At 71.7% G+C, this 16,447-nt stretch carries 18 protein-coding genes and 1 pseudogene; 9 read left to right on the top strand and 10 right to left on the bottom strand.

Annotated elements, in window-relative coordinates; translation table 11 throughout:
* Window positions 1-98: 98 nt before the first annotated feature.
* Window positions 99-506, top strand: coding sequence for a DUF3224 domain-containing protein (locus RIU97_RS40365; RefSeq protein WP_404962477.1), 408 nt, complete (start codon window positions 99-101; stop codon window positions 504-506).
* 123 nt (window positions 507-629) lie between these two features.
* On the top strand, window positions 630-1,172 hold the full coding sequence (locus RIU97_RS40360) for a GNAT family N-acetyltransferase (RefSeq protein WP_404962476.1): 543 nt from the start codon (window positions 630-632) through the stop codon (window positions 1,170-1,172).
* A gap of 146 nt (window positions 1,173-1,318) precedes the next feature.
* Here RIU97_RS40360 and RIU97_RS40355 read toward each other — a convergent pair whose 3' ends face one another.
* The 3 genes from RIU97_RS40355 to RIU97_RS40345 all read right to left on the bottom strand — a co-directional run bounded on the left by RIU97_RS40355 (window position 1,319) and on the right by RIU97_RS40345 (window position 2,805).
* Window positions 1,319-1,771, bottom strand: coding sequence for a hypothetical protein (locus RIU97_RS40355; RefSeq protein WP_404962475.1), 453 nt, complete (start codon window positions 1,769-1,771; stop codon window positions 1,319-1,321).
* Window positions 1,768-1,956, bottom strand: coding sequence for a hypothetical protein (locus RIU97_RS40350; protein ID WP_404962474.1), 189 nt, complete (start codon window positions 1,954-1,956; stop codon window positions 1,768-1,770). The genes RIU97_RS40355 and RIU97_RS40350 overlap by 4 nt, the downstream gene beginning before the upstream one ends.
* A 126-nt stretch (window positions 1,957-2,082) precedes the next feature.
* Window positions 2,083-2,805 (bottom strand): hypothetical protein, encoded by a 723-nt coding sequence (locus RIU97_RS40345; protein WP_404962473.1) that lies wholly within the window; start codon window positions 2,803-2,805, stop codon window positions 2,083-2,085.
* Between the two features lie 453 nt (window positions 2,806-3,258).
* Here RIU97_RS40345 and RIU97_RS40340 point away from each other — a divergent pair, with 453 nt between their 5' ends.
* Window positions 3,259-3,888 (top strand): hypothetical protein, encoded by a 630-nt coding sequence (locus tag RIU97_RS40340; RefSeq protein ID WP_404962472.1) that lies wholly within the window; start codon window positions 3,259-3,261, stop codon window positions 3,886-3,888.
* A 138-nt stretch (window positions 3,889-4,026) separates the two neighbouring features.
* Here the strand turns inward: RIU97_RS40340 and RIU97_RS40335 are convergent, their stop codons facing one another.
* The 3 genes from RIU97_RS40335 to RIU97_RS40325 form a co-directional block, all read right to left on the bottom strand.
* Window positions 4,027-4,779 (bottom strand): class F sortase, encoded by a 753-nt coding sequence (locus tag RIU97_RS40335; RefSeq protein ID WP_404962471.1) that lies wholly within the window; start codon window positions 4,777-4,779, stop codon window positions 4,027-4,029.
* Window positions 4,776-5,600, bottom strand: a complete 825-nt coding sequence (locus RIU97_RS40330) for a hypothetical protein (RefSeq protein WP_404962470.1) — start codon at window positions 5,598-5,600, stop codon at window positions 4,776-4,778. Before RIU97_RS40330 ends, RIU97_RS40335 begins: the two co-directional genes overlap by 4 nt.
* Window positions 5,601-5,752: 152 nt before the next feature.
* A complete protein-coding gene (locus RIU97_RS40325; protein WP_404962469.1) occupies window positions 5,753-6,337 on the bottom strand; it encodes a ribosome-inactivating family protein in 585 nt (194 codons plus the stop codon).
* Between RIU97_RS40325 and RIU97_RS40320 the strand changes: the two genes are divergently transcribed.
* Both RIU97_RS40320 and RIU97_RS40315 read left to right on the top strand, forming a co-directional pair.
* Window positions 6,336-6,503 (top strand): hypothetical protein, encoded by a 168-nt coding sequence (locus RIU97_RS40320; protein WP_404962468.1) that lies wholly within the window; start codon window positions 6,336-6,338, stop codon window positions 6,501-6,503. The two genes, RIU97_RS40325 and RIU97_RS40320, sit on opposite strands and share 2 nt — an antisense overlap.
* A 500-nt stretch (window positions 6,504-7,003) precedes the next feature.
* Window positions 7,004-7,168, top strand: a complete 165-nt coding sequence (locus tag RIU97_RS40315) for a DUF6188 family protein (RefSeq protein ID WP_404963105.1) — start codon at window positions 7,004-7,006, stop codon at window positions 7,166-7,168.
* Here RIU97_RS40315 and RIU97_RS40310 read toward each other — a convergent pair.
* Together RIU97_RS40310 and RIU97_RS40305 are read right to left on the bottom strand one after the other, a co-directional pair.
* Window positions 7,150-10,770, bottom strand: a complete 3,621-nt coding sequence (locus tag RIU97_RS40310; RefSeq protein WP_404962467.1) for a WD40 repeat domain-containing serine/threonine protein kinase — start codon at window positions 10,768-10,770, stop codon at window positions 7,150-7,152. The two genes, RIU97_RS40315 and RIU97_RS40310, sit on opposite strands and share 19 nt — an antisense overlap.
* A gap of 100 nt (window positions 10,771-10,870) precedes the next feature.
* The gene (locus tag RIU97_RS40305; RefSeq protein WP_404962466.1) at window positions 10,871-12,310 is read right to left on the bottom strand and encodes an MFS transporter; all 1,440 of its coding nucleotides are present in this window, start codon (window positions 12,308-12,310) and stop codon (window positions 10,871-10,873) included.
* Between the two features lie 100 nt (window positions 12,311-12,410).
* Between RIU97_RS40305 and RIU97_RS40300 the strand changes: the two genes are divergently transcribed.
* The 4 genes from RIU97_RS40300 (at window position 12,411) to RIU97_RS40285 (ending at window position 15,331) form a co-directional block, all read left to right on the top strand.
* Window positions 12,411-13,274 (top strand): helix-turn-helix transcriptional regulator, encoded by an 864-nt coding sequence (locus RIU97_RS40300; RefSeq protein ID WP_404962465.1) that lies wholly within the window; start codon window positions 12,411-12,413, stop codon window positions 13,272-13,274.
* 23 nt (window positions 13,275-13,297) lie between these two features.
* On the top strand, window positions 13,298-13,582 hold the full coding sequence (locus RIU97_RS40295) for a hypothetical protein (RefSeq protein ID WP_404962464.1): 285 nt from the start codon (window positions 13,298-13,300) through the stop codon (window positions 13,580-13,582).
* Entirely contained in the window at window positions 13,579-14,178 is a 600-nt protein-coding gene (locus RIU97_RS40290; protein ID WP_404962463.1) for a hypothetical protein, read from the top strand. Before RIU97_RS40295 ends, RIU97_RS40290 begins: the two co-directional genes overlap by 4 nt.
* Before the next feature lie 373 nt (window positions 14,179-14,551).
* Window positions 14,552-15,331, top strand: a complete 780-nt coding sequence (locus RIU97_RS40285; RefSeq protein WP_404962462.1) for an aminotransferase class IV — start codon at window positions 14,552-14,554, stop codon at window positions 15,329-15,331.
* Between the two features lie 199 nt (window positions 15,332-15,530).
* Here the strand turns inward: RIU97_RS40285 and RIU97_RS40280 are convergent, their stop codons facing one another.
* Together RIU97_RS40280 and RIU97_RS40275 are read right to left on the bottom strand one after the other, a co-directional pair.
* Window positions 15,531-15,893 (bottom strand): hypothetical protein, encoded by a 363-nt coding sequence (locus tag RIU97_RS40280; protein ID WP_404962461.1) that lies wholly within the window; start codon window positions 15,891-15,893, stop codon window positions 15,531-15,533.
* A 174-nt stretch (window positions 15,894-16,067) separates the two neighbouring features.
* Window positions 16,068-16,296: pseudogene (locus RIU97_RS40275) on the bottom strand (MbtH family protein).
* Window positions 16,297-16,447: the final 151 nt, after the last annotated feature.

Genomic DNA, 16,447 nt, shown 5'->3' with positions numbered 1-16,447 from the left:
GCCGCCCGGCTGCCTGCGGCATGCGCCCGAGCGCCGGATCGAGTGGGCAAGCGCTCGCGTGACCGCGCATTGTCAGAGCGCATCGATACGGTGAGCGCATGAGAGCTACTGGAACGTTCAGCGTCAAAGCGTTCGTACCGACCGAGCTGAGGCCGGACCCCGCCGTGTCCACCGGTCTCCCCGTCGGGGTCGCGACGATGGAGAAGTCGTTCGAGGGCGAGGTGGCCGGTCGCTCGGCGACCTTGTTCACCTCCGCGTTCGACCAGGCGACCGGCGTCGGCACCTACGTGGCCATGGAGTCCTTCGAGGGCTCACTGCACGGCCGGGACGGGGCCTTCAACTTCGTGCACTCGGCGACCACGTCCGGCAGCGACCGCACCGCGGAGTTCTTCACCATCGTGCCCTCGAGCGGCACCGCTGAGCTGGTGGGAATCTCGGGTGCCGGGGGCATGGCGGTCGATGCCGACGGCACACATCGGATCTGGTTCGACTACCAGCTCAGCTGAGTGCGTCCCTGACTGTCCGCGCCCGAACGGCACTTGTGCTGCAACAGCCGGACACGTGGGAGGCGCCGATGAGGTTGCCGTATTGGTTTGCCGTGGGCGAGCCCGGTCGGGTAGGAAGCCTGCATGCTTAGAGGCAGCAAGGTCGGGCTCAGGGCCCGGCACGAGGACGACATCCCGATCCTGCGGGCCGAGCTCTACGACGACGTGGTCAACGCCTCGCGGGCCGAAAGCCGGCCGTGGCGGCCGATCACGCCCGGCTCGAAGGACTCGCGGCTCGTCGTGGACGCCAAGGTGGAAGGGCACGTCCCGTTCTCCGTAGTGGAGCTGGACGGCGGCACGCTGGTCGGCACGGCGAACCTGTGGGGCATCGACAACCACAACCGGTCCGCGCACATCGGCCTCGGACTGCTGCCGCCCTCCCGCGGCAAGGGCTACGGCACCGATGTGGTCGCGGTGCTGTGCCACTACGGCTTCGTCGTGCGCGGCTTGCAGCGACTGCAGATCGAGACGCTGTCCGACAACGCGGCGATGCTGCGCTCCGCCGAGCGCAACGGCTTCGTCCGCGAGGGCGTGCTGCGCTCCTCGGCGTGGGTGATGGGCGAGTTTCTTGACGAGGTGCTGCTCGGGCTCCTCGCCCAGGACTGGAAGCCGGACTCGAAGGTCTGAGGTCCGAGGTCCGAGGTTCGAGGTCCGAGGTCCGAGGTCTGCCTGGAGGATCACGGTCGGTGCCATGAGCGGATCGCTGCGCCGGTGATCTGATGTGATCCGGCGCCCGGCCTTCGCGACTCATGGCACCGCCGTGCCGTGTCGGCTTACCCGTCAGGAGGTTGGGGCGGGAGGGGGTGGCGGCGGAAGCGGGGGAACGGCGGCGGGGGCGGAACGTGTGGTCGGGGTGGAGCCGCAGGTGGGGGCGGCGGGGGCTCCGACGGCGGACGGCCGGATCGCTGGCGCGGGACCCGCGGTGTGACCGGTGGCGGCGGACCTGGTGGCGGGGGCGCAGGCGGCTCGACCGCCGGCAGCAGCGGCCCACCCGCGCGCAGGCGTGCGATGGTCAGCTCGTTGCGACGGCGTGCGGGCGGGGCGTCGTCCCGTTCGTAGACGAGCCGGACGCCCGCGAGGCCGAGGTTGTGGATGGTGAGCAGCCGGTAGCCGAACGCGTGGGCGATCTCCTCCATGCGGCGCTGCTTCGCGGCCGTGGTCTGGCCGGGCAACAGCTCGACGCGGCCACGGCCGTCGAAGCGCGAGCGTATTTCGTCGTCGTTCACCTGACTCCATCTTCGAGGAACCGGTCGAACCCGTTCTCCAGCATCGCGGCGGGCTCGCCAAGGAGTTCAGGGTAGACGAGCGCGTGCCCGGATCCGCAGCTCCAGGGCGGCGCCACCGCCTCGATCGGGGTGCAGCGGCCGGCCCCGTTGACCAGGAGGCTCTCGGGGGCGGCGGCGATGGTCACGTGGCCGGAACCTCGTACCCGTACATGCCGCAGTAGCTGCCGCCGGTCTCGTCGCGATCCGTCGTGAAGCCCGCCAGCTCGGAGGCGTGAACACCTCCACGGTCGGTTCCTCGTGCGCGTCCGCGGTCAGGCCGGGGCGTTCCAGGCGGTCGTGAGCCCGTCCAGCCACGCGGGCGGCAGTGCTGCGGCGTCCCACTCGTCGCGCAGCTCCTGCGGCGCGGCGACGAGCCGCTCCAGTACGGCGATGCTCGTGGTGGAGTGGAGGAGCGAGAATCGGCCGTGCAGCGTGATGGCGCTGCCCGGTCCGTACGCGGCGAACATGCGCTCCAGCCGGGCCCGGTGGGCCGCGGCGAACTCCGTCAGCCGCCCGGCGTACCCGGCCCGCTGCCGGGGGCTCATCGTGCCGAGGACGGCGGCGAGCACCTCGTCGGTCACCTCCGGATCCAGCTCCGAGACCGCGGTGAACGACAGGTAGAGAGGTGTGACGGCCACCCGCGCCCGCTCCACCTCCACGCGCCCGGCCCGACGACGCTCCCCCGCCGGGCCCCCGTCCGCCCCCACGACCTGTACGAGGGTCCGCTCGGCGACGGCTCCGAGCTCTTCGAGGAGGTACCCCGCGCCGTCGAGCCAGCCCGACTCGTACGCCTCGCCCTTGTCCCCCGGCGCGCTCCAGCCGCCGCTGAGCTCCTCGTGCGCGAGCGCCAGTGCGCCCGCCTCCAGGAGTCCGATCAGTTGCCGCGCGTCACCGGAAGGGACCCCCGTCCGCGCGAGGAGCTGCAGCAGCGTCATCCTCGCGTTGTCGACACTGACCTCGTCCGGCCAGTGCCGTCCCTCGTCGGCCGCGCTCATCAGGTCCTCCTCATCGCTCGGGTAGTACACAGTGTGTACAACGAATGGCTCCCGTCGATGATCCAACGTCCCACATTCAGGCTGTGCCGGTCGGGGGAAGACGAACGGTCCGATGGCGAGGTCGCCCCGGGCCGGGCGGCTCTTGCGGCCGTCAGGGCGGCGGTGTGGTCGTAGCGGCACATGTCGCAGGCCCAGGCGGATAGTTCAGGTGGACGGCCTCGTCGCGCCTGTTGCCCGGTGCTCGGGCGGAGTCGACGGACCGGTCGGCGGGGCGCGGTGGCCGGGCCGGGGTCTCCGTCGGGCGCGTCCCGGTGGTGGTCCGCGTCAATGCGCGGAACGGCGAAGCCGCCCGGTCCGCCGGCACCGAAGCCTCGACTGAACTCTCGCCCCTCGAAACTCGATGTCGGTGGCGCCGGATACCTTCCGTCCGACGAGCACAACACTGGAGGGGACATGCCGCCTGAAGGAACAGCTCTCGCCGCACTCACGGCGGTCATGTCGCCACATGACGGCGCCGACGAGCAGGTCGACTGGGATGCGATGCGACGGGCTTGGGGAGTCGGCTTCCCGTCCGACTACATCGCCTTCATGGCCGCCTACGGAGCCGGAGGCATCGACGACGTGTTCAGCGTCCTCACACCCGAAGCGGCCACGCAGCCGACCTACGGGCAGGAACTCGGGAGCATGTCGGGCGAGACCGCCATCATGCGACGCATATGGGCGGACGAAGGAGGCCCGGACGGGGTTGACGCCGGCCCTGACTCCGTCCTCGCCTGGGGCGCCAGTTGCGGAGCCGACATCCTCGGCTGGCTCACCGCCGACGACGACCCCGACAAGTGGCCGGTGATCGTCTGGGAACGGCACGGCCGGCCCCATTGGAAGATCTACGACTGTGGAATGGCGGAGTTCCTCCGGCGTCTGTTCACCAAGGGCTTCGCCGAGTGCCCGCTCAGCGACGCCTCCCTCTGGGGAGAACCCTCTCCGCACTTCCTTCACTGGCGCGAGGAACAACGCCGCCTCGAGTCCGGCATCGACCCCTACACAGGCGAACCCGATCCCTCCTTCGGCATGGAGTTCAACTGACTGCGCCCGACACCTCACCGACGACCGCGGCACCTCACCGGCAAGCGCCCCGCTGGCGTCTGTCCGGGAGGCGCGCGGCAGGGCCCGTCAGCCGCAGTGGGGGCCTGCGGCTGACGGGCGTCTTCCCCGGCGGCCTGGCTACGCGGCGCCCGTCATGCGGGCGAACACCACGACGTTGCTGTCGTAGTAGTGCTTCTTGGGGTCGAAGTCGCCGCCGCAGGTGACCAGGCGAAGGCCGGCGTGGTCGAGGTTCTTGTAGACCTCCAGCGTGGGGAACTCGGCCTTCGGATATTCGGCGACCCGGTCCACCGTGAAGGTGACCGTCTTGCCGTCCCGTCGGGTCACCTTGATGGTGTCGCCGCCCTTCATCGTCTTCAGCTTCTCGAACACTGCGGATGCTCCGTTCCACGTGACATGGCCGGCGATCACGGCCGGCCCTTGGGAGCCGGGGGTCGGCCCCGGCTCGTACCAGCCCGCGAGCGCGGGGTCCTTCGGGGTCTGCATGGTGCCGTCCGCGTTCTGCCGCAGCGTCTCCAAGGTGCTGGACAGGCCGAGGGAGGGGATCGTGATCTTCTGCGGCTCCGACCGGGCGAGGGCGGGCTCGGCCCGGCCCGCACCCGCGTCCGCGCCCGTACCGCTCTGCGATCCGTCTGCGGGTGGCGCGGAATCACCGCCGGCGGGCTCCTTCCCGGTGGGTGCCCCGCCCGCGGCTGCCGGTGCCCCGCCCTGGAGTGCTTGCCCGTCCGAGGCGGGGGGCTTCGCCGCGTTCTGGCCGGCGCACCCCGCGAGGAGCAGCCCGGCGAGGGCGGCGGCCGCCAGGGGGCCTGCGGTCCGGCGGCGGGGCCGCGTGGTGGACGCGGCGGGTGCGGAGAGCGCGGGAGCCTGCTTCACGCGCCGCCTCCGGTGTTCCCCCTGCGGACGGGGACGGCAACGGCCCGCTTCCGCGTGACGGCCACCGCGGCCGCCACCACCGCGAGTACGGCGATCGCCGCACCGTCGCGCACCGTCACCGGCGCCGAGGCGTGTTGCGGAGAGCCGCCGCCGGTCTCGATGCCGCCGACCGGAATGGACCCCACGGCCGCCCCCTTGACCTCTCCGCAGTTGGTCGGAGCCGTGGCCTCCTGGGGCAGCTTCGGGTCGAGCTCGCTCTTGCCGGCGCCTTCGAAGTCGTACTTCTTGTTCTTGTTGCGGTCGATGCCGTGCTGCACGACATGCAGGTCCTTGATGTGGTCGACCACATCCTGGCCGACGGCGATCGTCCGCTTGTAGGAGATCTTTCCCTGCTTGTCGGCGACGGGCATGCGGTCCACGGCGAGACCGCTGGTGGCCTTGGTGTCCCCGGCCGTGGTGAGTGAGATGTTGATGTCGCCGTAGTCGTGCGTGGCCTCGGTGTTGCTGAGGACCCCGTCGCCGTCGGTGTCGTCGGTGGCGTCGGGGCATTTGAAGTCGTGCCCCTTCGTCGAACCGTGCAGATGCTGGGCCGACGGCTGTCCGGGCACCATCCCCTTGGACTCGATTTGCACGGTGAGTTGGTTGCCCTTGAGGCTGAGCATGACCGTACCGCTGGAGCCTGATGCGTTCAGCTGCGCCAGGTCGATCTGGTACGCCTTTCCGCCCTCCGCGAGAGCTGGTCCGGAAAGGCCGAGGGTCAGGCACACTGCGGCGGGTACGGCGGCGAGAACCACGAGGCGACCGGCGCGCTTGACTATCACTTTCGCTCCTGTTCCGTGGATCCCCAGAACGGGAATCACAGATCGTACGGGGTTGAAACGGTTTCCTTGAGGGGTGTCTCGCTCCTGGTCTCGGTCTCGCTCTCCTCCTTCGGTTCCGAACACCTGTGGACGGGTTCCCATGTGAAGATTCCTCAGGCGACTCCCGCATCGGCCGACAGTCGCCCGCCGGTCATCCAGATACGCGACATCGCATCGGCCAGGGCCGGGTAGCGGGCGGCCTCACAGAGCATTTCCGAGAGCACGAGAATGCCGTGTGCGGTGCATTTCGGATCGCGGTTCCGATGCAGCCGGACGACCGCGTCGCCCAAGGCGCGGCGCCCCAGGGAGATTCCCGATCGGCGCACGTCGGCGGCCGTCTCCAGGTCGAATCGGCCTCCGCCGAAGGGCAGGGCCTCCGTGCGGCGGATCCCGGGCGGAGCGACCCAGTCCCGCACGTGGCGGACGTACGCTTCCGGCGGGGCCTGCCAGTTCTCGAAGGTGTTGCGGAATCCGACGATACGAAGGTCGGAATTCTGCAGGCGGAGCTGGATGTAGAGCTCGATGAACAGGCCCCGCAGGTGAATGCGCAGGGGGAGGTGAGGCGTTCCCCCCTCCCCGTGCCCGGCCCTGCTGAACCAGCCCGGAGCATCTTCCACCCTCGACCGGATGGTCGACGTCAGGAGCCGGTAGTCGTCCACCGATGCGTACGCCGGGGAAAAGCAGACTGGTTTCAGCATGGCCGCCCCGGATCAGGTGAAGGAGCCGGAACCCGGACTCCTCGGAAGTAATCTGACCGCCGTCGATTCGATCCTGCTGTACTCGCGCACGCAATCCACCGCCTTCGACATCGTTCCGATCGCCGACGGGGTGGCATCAACCCCATCGCCGGGTTCGGTTCCGTGAGGACCTTTGTAGTCGTCCTGGCGGCGGCGGGGCGAATAGTTGGCCTCTGATGCTAAGAAATGGGCGCGTGATCCCGTTGACCGGGCCGTTGTCGGCGAGCCCCAACGGGCCCTGTATCGCTGTGGGTTGACGACTCCCGCTCGGCGTTCAGGCCCTGGGGCCGCTCGGCATTGCCCTCGGCGGTGCGACGAAGCACGTTTGGTATCGCGCCGCCGGGTCAGACGCGTGGTACCGGAAGCTCCACCCGCGGGCAGGGCTTCCGGAGCGGCCCCAGCCGCATGGCGACCGTCCCCCCGGCGTCGTGCGGCCGGGCCGCCCGCACGACGGGCTGCCGCCCGGAGAACCCCCGGCGTCGACGCTCGTACCGCCGCCCCCGGGCAACGGATCCGACGGCAGCAGCCCGGCGGTCGGCCGGTTCGGAGTCCGGCATCCTCCGGGCGTGACGGCCGGCCGGTTCTGGACCGAGTACCTGCGCATCGACGACGTGTCGCGGCCAGAGTCTGACGTGCCCGCCCGACGCCTCGTTCGAGGCCTGGCAGATCACCGGACCGCGCGGATGGCGCTTCGTCTCGCTGCCCGGCGGGGACCTTGCCGTCTGGTCCCCGCCGGAGGTTCACGCCCTGCCCGTGGAGAGGGTTTCTCAGCCTCAGCAGACCGAGCGGTAGGGCAGGTCGGGCACGTTCTGCTCCCACTGCGCGCGGGTGAGGTCCCAGCCGACCCGCTCGCACAGCGCCCGCGCCACGGCCTTCGGGTCGAGGTCGAAGACGCGGTGCGGGTGGTGCGAGGAGGAGACGTGCAGCCGCCCCCGGGAGTCGAAGGCGAGGGCACGCAGCAGGCCGGCCGACCCGCGCAGCGGATCGCCGAGCCGGCGCCGGGCGGCTACGTCCCACAGCTGGATCCGGCTGTCGCCGACGATCGCGGCCAGGGTCTTGCCGTCGTGGGAGAAGCGCAGCCCCGCCACCCGCCCGCCGAAGTCGTCGCCCCGGGTGGCCGCCGTACTCGACAGGCCTCCCAGGCGGCGGCGTCCGTCGCCGTCCCAGAGCGTGACCGTCCCCTGGAGGAGGCTCACCGCCAGCACCGAGCCGTCGTCGCTGAACTCCAGGTCCTGGATGACACCGGGGCCGAGGACGCCTCGCTCGACGGCGCGGGTGGCGAGGTCCACGCGCTCCCCCGCGGAGGTGACCAGGAGGGAGCCGTCGGGGCTGATCGCGAGGTTGGCCGCGCCGGCGTCCGCGATCTCGTACTCCTGGCGGCCGGAGCCGAGGTCCCACACCTGCACGGCGCGGGTGACGGGGCCGGGGCCGTCCTTCTTGGTGACCGCGACCGCCAGACGGGTGCCGTCCGGGGTGAAAGCGAACCCGCTGATGCGGAGGACGGATCCGGGCATCGTGAGCTCGGTCCGCAACCGGTTCTCGCGGGCGTCCCACACCGTCACGCGCGGCTTGCCGTCCTCGTGCCAGGAGGCGGTGGCCAGGAATCCCCCGTCGCGGGAGTAGGCGGACGAGCCGTCGTCGTCCTCGTCGTACGCGTCTTCGGTGACCGGCATGACGGGGTGGTGCGGAAGGTTGCGCACCTGACCGTCGGCCGTGGTCCACAGCCGGAAGCGGTCTTCGGCGTCGTTCTCGGTGGCCCCCGTGGTCGCGAGCGTCGCCGCGTCCGGGGCGAAGACCGCCTCGGGGACCTTCGCCTTGGTGGCCGCGTCCTGGAGTCCGTACGTCAGGTCCAGTGAACGGACCTGCCGGTCCCTGGCCACGTACCGCAGGAGCCGGCTGTCCGTGTCGAAGGCGACGGACAGGTTCATGGCCCGGCCGTCCGTGTCGAGCCGGGGATAGCCGAGCAGGACGGACGAGGTCGAGGTCGCGTTGGCTGCCCATACCTTCAGCTGGGTGTCGGTGATCTCGACGGCCAGCGCGCCGTCGGGGCTGAGGGCCGCCACCCGGGTCGCGGCGACATCGCGTACCGCCGTGCGGGAAGGGACGTCCCACAGGGTGGAGGTGTGGCCGGTTCCGGTGTGGATCAGGCGTTTGCCGTCCGCGCTGAAGGCCACTCCTTGGTTGTTCTCGCAGGTGACCACGGGATGGGTGGGGTCCCGCCGCAGTTCCGCTGTCCGCCCGGTGGCCGGGGAGTACAGCTGTAAGGATCTGCCCGACGGGCAGACCGCGTAGGTCGCGCCGTCCTGGGAGAGGGCGACCGGGCCGCTCCCCGGCGTGCGCAGTGCCGGCCGGCCGGTGCGGCCGTCGACGAGGACCACCTCGTCGGAGGTTCTGATCGCGACCAGGGCGGCCTCCCTTGAGACCGCGAGGACCCTGGGCGTCGCCTGGTCCGGCAGGAGCAGTGGGCCGGCCTTGCCGGTCTTGAGGTCGAGCAGCTGGACGCCCTGACTCATGGTCTGCGCAGCGACGGTCCCCGAGGGGTCCACGGCGGCCGGCAGATCCGGGGTGCCCTCGGGCAGTTCGGCCCGGCCCGTGCGCTCGCCGCTGAGCACGTCCCAGATCTCCACGCTCTTCTGGGCGTTGAGTACGGCAAGGGTCCGGCCGTCGAGCAGGAAGTCGGCGTGGTCGTCGTAGTAGCCGGTCGAGACCCGGGCGAGGTTGGTGGCGACGGCGCGCTCGTCCTGGCCCAGGGATCCGTAGAGGGCGGCCCGCGCGTCGTCGACCGGTGCGATCCGCCAGGCCGCGACGCTCAGCAGGGCGGCCATTTCGGGGTCCGAGGTACGCAGGCTCTCGGCGATGGAGGCCATCGTACGGGCGGACGCCTGGCGGGCCCGTTCGTCGCTGACGCTCTTCTGCTGCCAGGCGACCAGGCCCGCCACGAGCGCGAGGGACAGCAGGGCCGCCGCGCCCGTGCGCAGTCGCCGGGTGCGTCTTTGACGCGCTGCGGCCGCCTGGCGGCACGCCGCCAGGAACGCGCCCTCGAGCCGGCTCGCGCGGAGCCATTCCGGCGCCCCCGCCGCGCAGACGCGTGCCGCCTCCGGGGCGTTGCCGGCCGGGAGGTCCTCGGCCCGCCTGCCCTGTCCGTCCCAATGCCCGGCGGCCGCGGTGAGCCAGCGCAGCAGGAGGAGGGCCTGGCGGTCGTGGTCCACCCAGTCGCGCAGCCGCGGCCAGGCGCGCAGCAGGCCGAGGGAGGCGAGGCGGGCGGCGTCGTCCTCCAGGACGAGGAGCCGGGCGACGGCGAGGGAGTCGAACGCGTCGCGCAGCGCGCCGCGTTCCTCGTACGGGCGGCCGTCGAGCCATTCCGCCGTGGCTGCGGTGCGGAGGGTGTCCTGGGAGCCGTCGGCGGCGGTGCCGGGGACGATCAGGCGGAGCGTGATCTCCCGTACCGCTTGCCGGACCGGTTCCGGCAGGCGCTGGTACGTGGTCTCCGCGGCGGCACCGAGGGCGGGCTCGGAGGCGTCGGCGGTGGCGTCGCGCAGCCGCCCGGCGTTGTCCCGGCCGGCGGCGAGGAGGGCCGCGTCGGCGGCGTCGGCCGGTCCGCCCAGCATCCTCAGCAGCAGCCCGGTGGCGGTGGGGCGGTCCGCCGGGGATTTGGCCAGTGCCTCGCCCACCAGCTCGCGCAGAGCGGGCGGCAAGGGGGTGAGGTCCGGGTGGTGTTCGGTGACCCGTACGACGATTTCGCCGATGTTCTCGCCGCGGAAGGGATCGCGTCCGGTGGCCGCGAACAGCATCACCGCTCCCCAGGCGAAGACGTCGGCGGCGCCGTCGGCGCGGCGCCCGGTGAGTACCTCGGGGGCCATGTAGCCGGGTGTGCCCATCAGGTGTCCGGTCGCGGTGATCGACATGTCCTCGGTGCGGGCGATGCCGAAGTCGATGACCCGGGGGCCGTCGGGGCCGAGGAGGACGTTGTCCGGTTTGAGGTCGCGGTGGACGACGCCCGCGCGGTGGATGGCGGCCAGGGCGGTGGCGGCCCCGGTGGCCAGCCGCATCAGTGCGTCGCCGGTGAGCGGGCCGGAGTCGCGGACGGCCTTGCGTAAGTCGCGACCGGGGACGAACTCGCTGACGATGTAGGGTCGTTCGCCGTCGGTTCCGCTCTCCAGGACCCGTGCGGTGCAGAAGGACTCCACGCGTTGCGCGGCGAGCACCTCCTTGGCGAACCGGCCCGCGATGTCGGGGCGGGCGACGAGTTCCGGGCGCAGCACCTTGACGGCGACGCGTTGGCCGGCCTCGTCGTAGCCCTCGTACACGGTGCCCTGGCCGCCCGCGCCGAGCCGGGCGGCGAGCCAGTACCCCGCTATCCGTTCCGGGTCCTCGTTGGTGAGCAACTCGGCCATTCTTCCCCCTGGTTCAGCGTCCCCCGGTGCGCGCGCGGAGGGTATCAAGGGGTGCGGGCACGGGGTAGGGGGCCGTGATCCGGGATTCGGCCGGGGCCGCTCAGCGCATGCGGGGAAGGCGGAGGCTGAGCAGGACGGTCAGGGCGATCAGCCCGAGCTGTAGGAGCAAGACGGTACCGACCGCGTCGCGCAGGCCAGCCGTCGGGGCCAGGGCGAGGAAGAGGCTGCCCAGTGTGGCGACGCCGAGCGCCAGGGCGGACTGCTGGGCGGTGATCATGACGCCGCCGCCCACCCCGGCCCGGTCGGCCGGCACGTCCGACAGCATCAGACGCATCAGCACGGGCAGTTGGAGGCCCTGGCCCAGGCCCGCCAGGAACACGCCCGGAGCGAGCGCGCCCGGGCCGAGGTCCGGCCATCCGTAGTACAGGGTGACCAGCAGGAGGGCGATGCCGCCCGCTTGGACGACGCCGCCGACGGTGACGACGCGGCGGCCGAAGCGGGTGACCAGGCGCGGCCCGGCCAGGGAGGCCGCGAAGAAGGCCAGGGCCATCGGCACGAGCGTCAGGCCCGCCGTCACCGGGCCCATGCCCAGGCCTTGTTGGAGGGCGACGGCGAGGACGAACATGAAGCCGCTGAAGCCGGTCGAGAACGGCACCAGCAGGAGCAGGCCGCGCCGCAGCGACTCCAGTCTCAGCAGGCTCGGCGGCACCAGCGGAGTGCGGCCCCGGCGGTCGGCCCGGCGCTCGACGAGGTAGAACGCCGCGGCGGCCACGGGGAACACGCCGAGCGAGAGCCAGGTCCACAGCGGCCAGCCGGCGGCCCTGCCCTCGGTGAGCGGCAGCAGCAGCGAGACCAGCGACAGGGCGAGCAGCAGGGTGCCCGGTACGTCCACGGCCACGGGCCGGCCCGCGCGGGTGTCGGGGACCGTGCGCACGGCCAGCAGCAGCCCGAGGAGCGCGACGGGAACGTTGACCAGGAAGACCGCGCGCCAGCCGGTTCCGGCGAGGTCCGCGGCGACCAGGACGCCGCCGAGGATCTGCCCGGCGACCATGGACAGGCCCGCGGTGGCCCCGTACAGACTCATGGCCCGGGCCCGGCGCGGGCCTTCGGTGGTGGCCTGGATGGTGGCGAGCACCTGCGGCAGCATGAGGGCGGCGGCCGCGCCCTGGGCGATCCGGGCGGCGACGAGGCTCCAGGCGTTCGGGGCGAGGCCGCAGGCGAGGGAGGTGACTCCGAAGGCGGCCATGCCGGCGAGGAAGAGCCGGCGGCGGCCGAGGCTGTCTCCGACCCGCCCGCCGAGGACCAGCAGGACGGCGTAGGCGACGCCGTACCCGCCGACGACCAGCTCCAGCAGGGCGGGTCCGGCGGAGAGGTCGTGCTCGATCGACGGCAGCGCGACGTTGACGATGAAGAAGTCGATCAGGGGTAGAGCGGCCCCCAGCAGGACGGTGAACAGGCCCGCGCCGCTCAGGTGAGGGGCGGAGGGCCCGGCCGCGGGGGTGGGCGGCGCGGCGGGGGGTCGTACGTGGGTATCGGTCACCTCTAGACGGTCGCCCCGCTGCGGGACGGGTACCAGAGTGTCCTTATCCGGGTACCAGCACTACCTGGCAACAGGATCAGCGGTGCGGCAAGCTGGAGGTATGACCACCGTGGCCCTTGGAAGCGACGTCCGCCGGCACGAGCTGGCGGAGTTCCTGCGCAGCCGCCGCGAGCGGATCACCCCCGAGCAGGTCGGACTGGTGCGCGGGCCGCGTCGGCGCACCCCGGGGCTGCGGCGCGAGGAGGTCGCGCACCTGTCGTCCGTGGGCGTGACCTGGTACACGTGGCTGGAGCAGGCGCGCGACATCCAGGTGTCGGGGCAGGTGCTGGACGCGGTCGCGCGGGCACTGCTCCTCGACGTGAGCGAACGGGCGCACCTGTTCGCGCTGGCCGGCGGGCAGGACCCGGCACCGCCCACGGTGTGCCCCAGCGTGACGCCCGCCGTGCGGGCCGTGCTCGACCAGCTGGGGCCCATTCCGGCGTGCGTCCAGAACAGCCGGTACGACATCCTCGCGTACAACGCGACGTACGGGCGGCTGTTCGGGGACATGGACGGGATGCGGCCGGAGGACCGCAACTGCATGTGGCTCGCCTTCACCGATGCGCAGTTCCGGGCGGCCGTGGTCGACCTGCCGGCCACCCACCGGCTGATGGCGGCGAAGTTCCGGGCGGCGATGGCCGAGCATCTGACGGAGCCCGCCTGGAATGCGCTCCTGGCGCGTCTGGAGGGTGCGTCGGCGGAGTTCCGGGAGGTGTGGGCGCGCCACGAGGTGGTCGGGCAGAGCTCGAAGTCGAAGTACATCCGCAACGCGCACGTGGGCCTGCTGCACGTGGAGCACACCAGCCTGTGGCTCGGACCGGGAACGGGGCCGCGGCTCGTTTCGTACGTACCGCTGGACGGGGAGACGCGCGGCCGCCTGGAGCAGCTGGAGGAACTCGGCGTCAAGGAAATGTTGACACAATGATCATGTCAAGGTTTCCTTGACGCATGCCGATCTTGAACTCGACGGCGTCCCACGAAGACGCCTCCTCCGCCGCCCACTCCCTGACCCTCCTCCTCACGTCCACCGCGCTCCTGCCCGCGCTGACCGCGATGTTCGCCGACCGGTTCAGCACGATCGGCTGGGTCGCGATGGTCACGGTGGAGCTCGCGCTCATCGCCACCACGAGCGCGCTGGCCGCCCGCGCCGCCGCCCGTACGGCTGCCGCCCGGGCCCGGCGCGACGCGGCGGTGCTCGACCTGCTCGAGCCCCTCGCCGGGGAACGGCGATGAGCGGGGAGCCGCTGCTGGGCCCGCAGGAGACCATCCGCATCCGGGAGGGGGTCGCGGCCGCCGTCCTCGGCGCCCGCGAGGACCTGGCCGCATCGCTGGAGCACGACGCCGACGGGTACCTGCGGCTGGTGGACGCCTCGCGCGTCGGCGCCGAGGAGGCGAGCCGGCTGCTGCGCGAGGCGGTCCAGGGCGCCAGGGCTGCCGGGCACAGCTGGGACACCGTCGGCCGGATCCTGGGCGTGAGCCGGCAGGCCGCGCAGCAGCGCTTCGCGGTCAAGGTCACTGATGCCGTGGGCTCCGAACGGGAGGCGGGGAAACCGGGCGTGGCCGAGCGCCGCGTCCTCAGTCCGTTGTCCGCGTTCAACGAGATGGCCGCTCTGGCGGAGGCCGGGCGGGAGGGCTGGCACCTGGTCGGTTACGGTGCGCTGTTCCACGAGGTGGAAGCCTCCGACCACCCGTGGGAGCACTGCCGGGTGACCCTCGCCTCCGGCGGCCGCCACCGCCGGATGGAGGACGAGGGCTGGATCCCCGTCGGTGCGGGCTGGTTCCCCTGGCGGTACTACAAACGGCCGCTCGACCTGGCTCAGGAGCGCTGACGGGAACATCTCGCCGATCGCGTCACCGTGCCCGGAGGAGGCCGGTGCCGACCCGGCCTTGGGAAACCCCCCACGAACTCCGCCTCGTCCCACACCCGCCATCGCGGGTCGGGATGGCCCAGGATCCGCATCTCACCGGCCCAGCGCAAGCATGGTGTCGGGCCGCCTCGACATCAGGACTGCACCGCGGCGGGTACGGAGGCACGAGATCCCCGAACGTGCCCCCGAAGTGCTCTACGGTCTTCCGGGCCGCCATCACCCAGGAGTGACGGACCGTCCAAGGCTCCGACCGCCCGGGCCGGCCGGCACCGTGCGGGCCCTCCGCCGTACGGGCCTGGTCGAATCACCAGGCCGGCCACGGCAGACTGCGGGCATGGCTACCTTGAACGGGTCCCCCGTCGGCCTCGCCGACATGCAGGCCCTCGCACTCACCAACTACGGGCACTTCACCACCATGGTCGTGAAGGACGGCGCGGTACGGGGGCTCGCGCTCCACCTCGACCGGCTGGTCGGCGACTGTCGGACGGTGTTCGGCGCGGAGCTGGATCCCGAGTGGGTGCGGGAGTGCGTACGCCGGGAGGTGGGCGGGGGCGCCGGACGGCTCACCGTCCGCGTCACGGTGTTCGGTCCGGAGCTGGACCTGGCGGCCCCGGACCGGGAGGTCCGGCCCTGCGTACTCGTGACCACGCGGCCCGCAGGTGGCGCGGCGGGCCCGCTGCGGGTGCAGCGGCTCCCCTACCACCGTGACGCGCCGACGGTGAAGCACGTGGCGCTCTTCGGGCAGTTGCGGCTGCGGCGGGCGGCTCGGCTCGCCGGGTTCGACGACGTGTTGTTCGCCGGTGCGGACGGGCTGGTGTCCGAAGGCTGCACCTGGAACATCGGCTTCGTGGACGCGGCCGGGACCGTGGTGTGGCCGGAGGCCGACGTCCTGCAGGGAGTCACCATGAGGCTGCTCCGGTCGGCGCACGGCGGGCATGTCACCGCTCCGGTGACGGACGGCCTGCTGCGGTCGATGCGGTCCGCCTTCGCCACGAACACGGCCATCGGTGTGCGGTCGGTGGCGTCGGTCGACGACGTCGTCTTCCGCACCGACGACCCGGTGGTCACCTCTCTGCGGGAGGCGTACGCGGGCGTGCCGCTGGAGCGGCTGTAGGGCCGTCCGGCAACCGTCCCGGAGGCGCCGGGAGAGTTCCGTCCGGCTATTCGAGGGGGCTGCCGGGAGGATCTCCGTCGTCCGGGGCGCCTTCGCGCTCCCACTCGTCCTCGTCGCCGTCTGGGGCGGCGACGAGGACGAGCCGGCGGACGGCCCGGCGGGCTAACCCGGCCAGGTCATCGCTGACGGATCAGCCGACTCAGCCGTCGACGTGGATGTGCCGGAGCGGATAGAACTGCCCCGTCAGGGTCTGGTACTTGCTGAAGTGCTGGACCTTCACGTCACCCGGGGTGGGCTCGTAGCTGAACCAGCCCGAGTGGTTGCCGGTGATCACCCAGTTGGCCTCGGTGTTCCACAGGGGCTTCACGTCGAGGTCGCCAACGCCCTTGAAACAGCGGGTGTACCCCACGAACTTGGTGAAGGACATCTGGTCCTTGTCACTGCTGCACTTGACCTCGGTGAGCGCTGCCTGCTGGCTGGCGTTGGCCGGGGCGGCGACGGTCAGGGAGGCGGCGGCCAGGGCCGCGGCCACGGCGGCCTTTGCCGCGAATGATACGCGCATGTGAAATCCCTTTCAGGAGAGGAGAATGGGAAGACTTCACAATGCTTCGTGCGCCACTGATGGTGAGGGTCCGTGACCGTAACGTGCCAGCCTTCCGCAATGGGTGGCATTTACGTGACACCCACCAGCGGTCCATTCACGTCGGCATCACGCCCATGGAGCCGGTACGGAGGCTCAGCCCGCCTGCTGGGCCGACGCGGCGATGAGGCTCTTGGGGCGCATGTCGGTCCAGTTCCGCTCGATGAAGTCCAGGCAGGACTGGGAAGGACTGCCTCGCGTCCTGGCCGTGGGCGATGGTCCACCCGCGCGGGACGTCGATGAAGACGGGCCAGATGGAGTGCTGGCCCTCACCGTTCACCAGGACGTAGTAGCTGGCGTCGTTGTCCTCAAAGGGGTTCGTCACGGTTCGTCCGGACCGTAGAATTCCCGCACCCAATTGGTGTGATAAAGCGTTCGAGATATCGCTCGCCGAAACCGGTGCTGCTCGCGCTGGCCGCGACGTGCCGTCGCCGAGGGTGAAGGGGACCAGCAGCAGGTAGGCCTCCCGCATCGGC

It is taken from the genome of Streptomyces sp. 147326 (assembly GCF_045000215.1).
Taxonomy (GTDB): Bacteria; Actinomycetota; Actinomycetes; order Streptomycetales; family Streptomycetaceae; genus Streptomyces.
The sequence above is the reverse complement of the archived record's forward strand: the minus strand, read 5'-3'. Positions and strand labels throughout refer to the sequence as shown.

Excerpts from the sequence above, each read along its gene's own strand:
- RIU97_RS40290 (WP_404962463.1), top strand. The coding sequence starts at position 13,579 with ATGAGCGGGGAGCCGCTGCTGGGCCCGCAGGAGACCATCCGCATCCGG.
- RIU97_RS40285 (WP_404962462.1), top strand. The coding sequence starts at position 14,552 with ATGGCTACCTTGAACGGGTCCCCCGTCGGCCTCGCCGACATGCAGGCC.
- RIU97_RS40320 (WP_404962468.1), top strand. The coding sequence starts at position 6,336 with ATGGCCGCCCCGGATCAGGTGAAGGAGCCGGAACCCGGACTCCTCGGA.
- RIU97_RS40280 (WP_404962461.1), bottom strand. The coding sequence starts at position 15,893 with ATGCGCGTATCATTCGCGGCAAAGGCCGCCGTGGCCGCGGCCCTGGCC.
- RIU97_RS40360 (WP_404962476.1), top strand. The coding sequence starts at position 630 with ATGCTTAGAGGCAGCAAGGTCGGGCTCAGGGCCCGGCACGAGGACGAC.
- RIU97_RS40365 (WP_404962477.1), top strand. The coding sequence starts at position 99 with ATGAGAGCTACTGGAACGTTCAGCGTCAAAGCGTTCGTACCGACCGAG.
- RIU97_RS40310 (WP_404962467.1), bottom strand. The coding sequence starts at position 10,770 with ATGGCCGAGTTGCTCACCAACGAGGACCCGGAACGGATAGCGGGGTAC.
- RIU97_RS40300 (WP_404962465.1), top strand. The coding sequence starts at position 12,411 with ATGACCACCGTGGCCCTTGGAAGCGACGTCCGCCGGCACGAGCTGGCG.
- RIU97_RS40295 (WP_404962464.1), top strand. The coding sequence starts at position 13,298 with ATGCCGATCTTGAACTCGACGGCGTCCCACGAAGACGCCTCCTCCGCC.
- RIU97_RS40325 (WP_404962469.1), bottom strand. The coding sequence starts at position 6,337 with ATGCTGAAACCAGTCTGCTTTTCCCCGGCGTACGCATCGGTGGACGAC.
- RIU97_RS40340 (WP_404962472.1), top strand. The coding sequence starts at position 3,259 with ATGCCGCCTGAAGGAACAGCTCTCGCCGCACTCACGGCGGTCATGTCG.
- RIU97_RS40345 (WP_404962473.1), bottom strand. The coding sequence starts at position 2,805 with ATGAGCGCGGCCGACGAGGGACGGCACTGGCCGGACGAGGTCAGTGTC.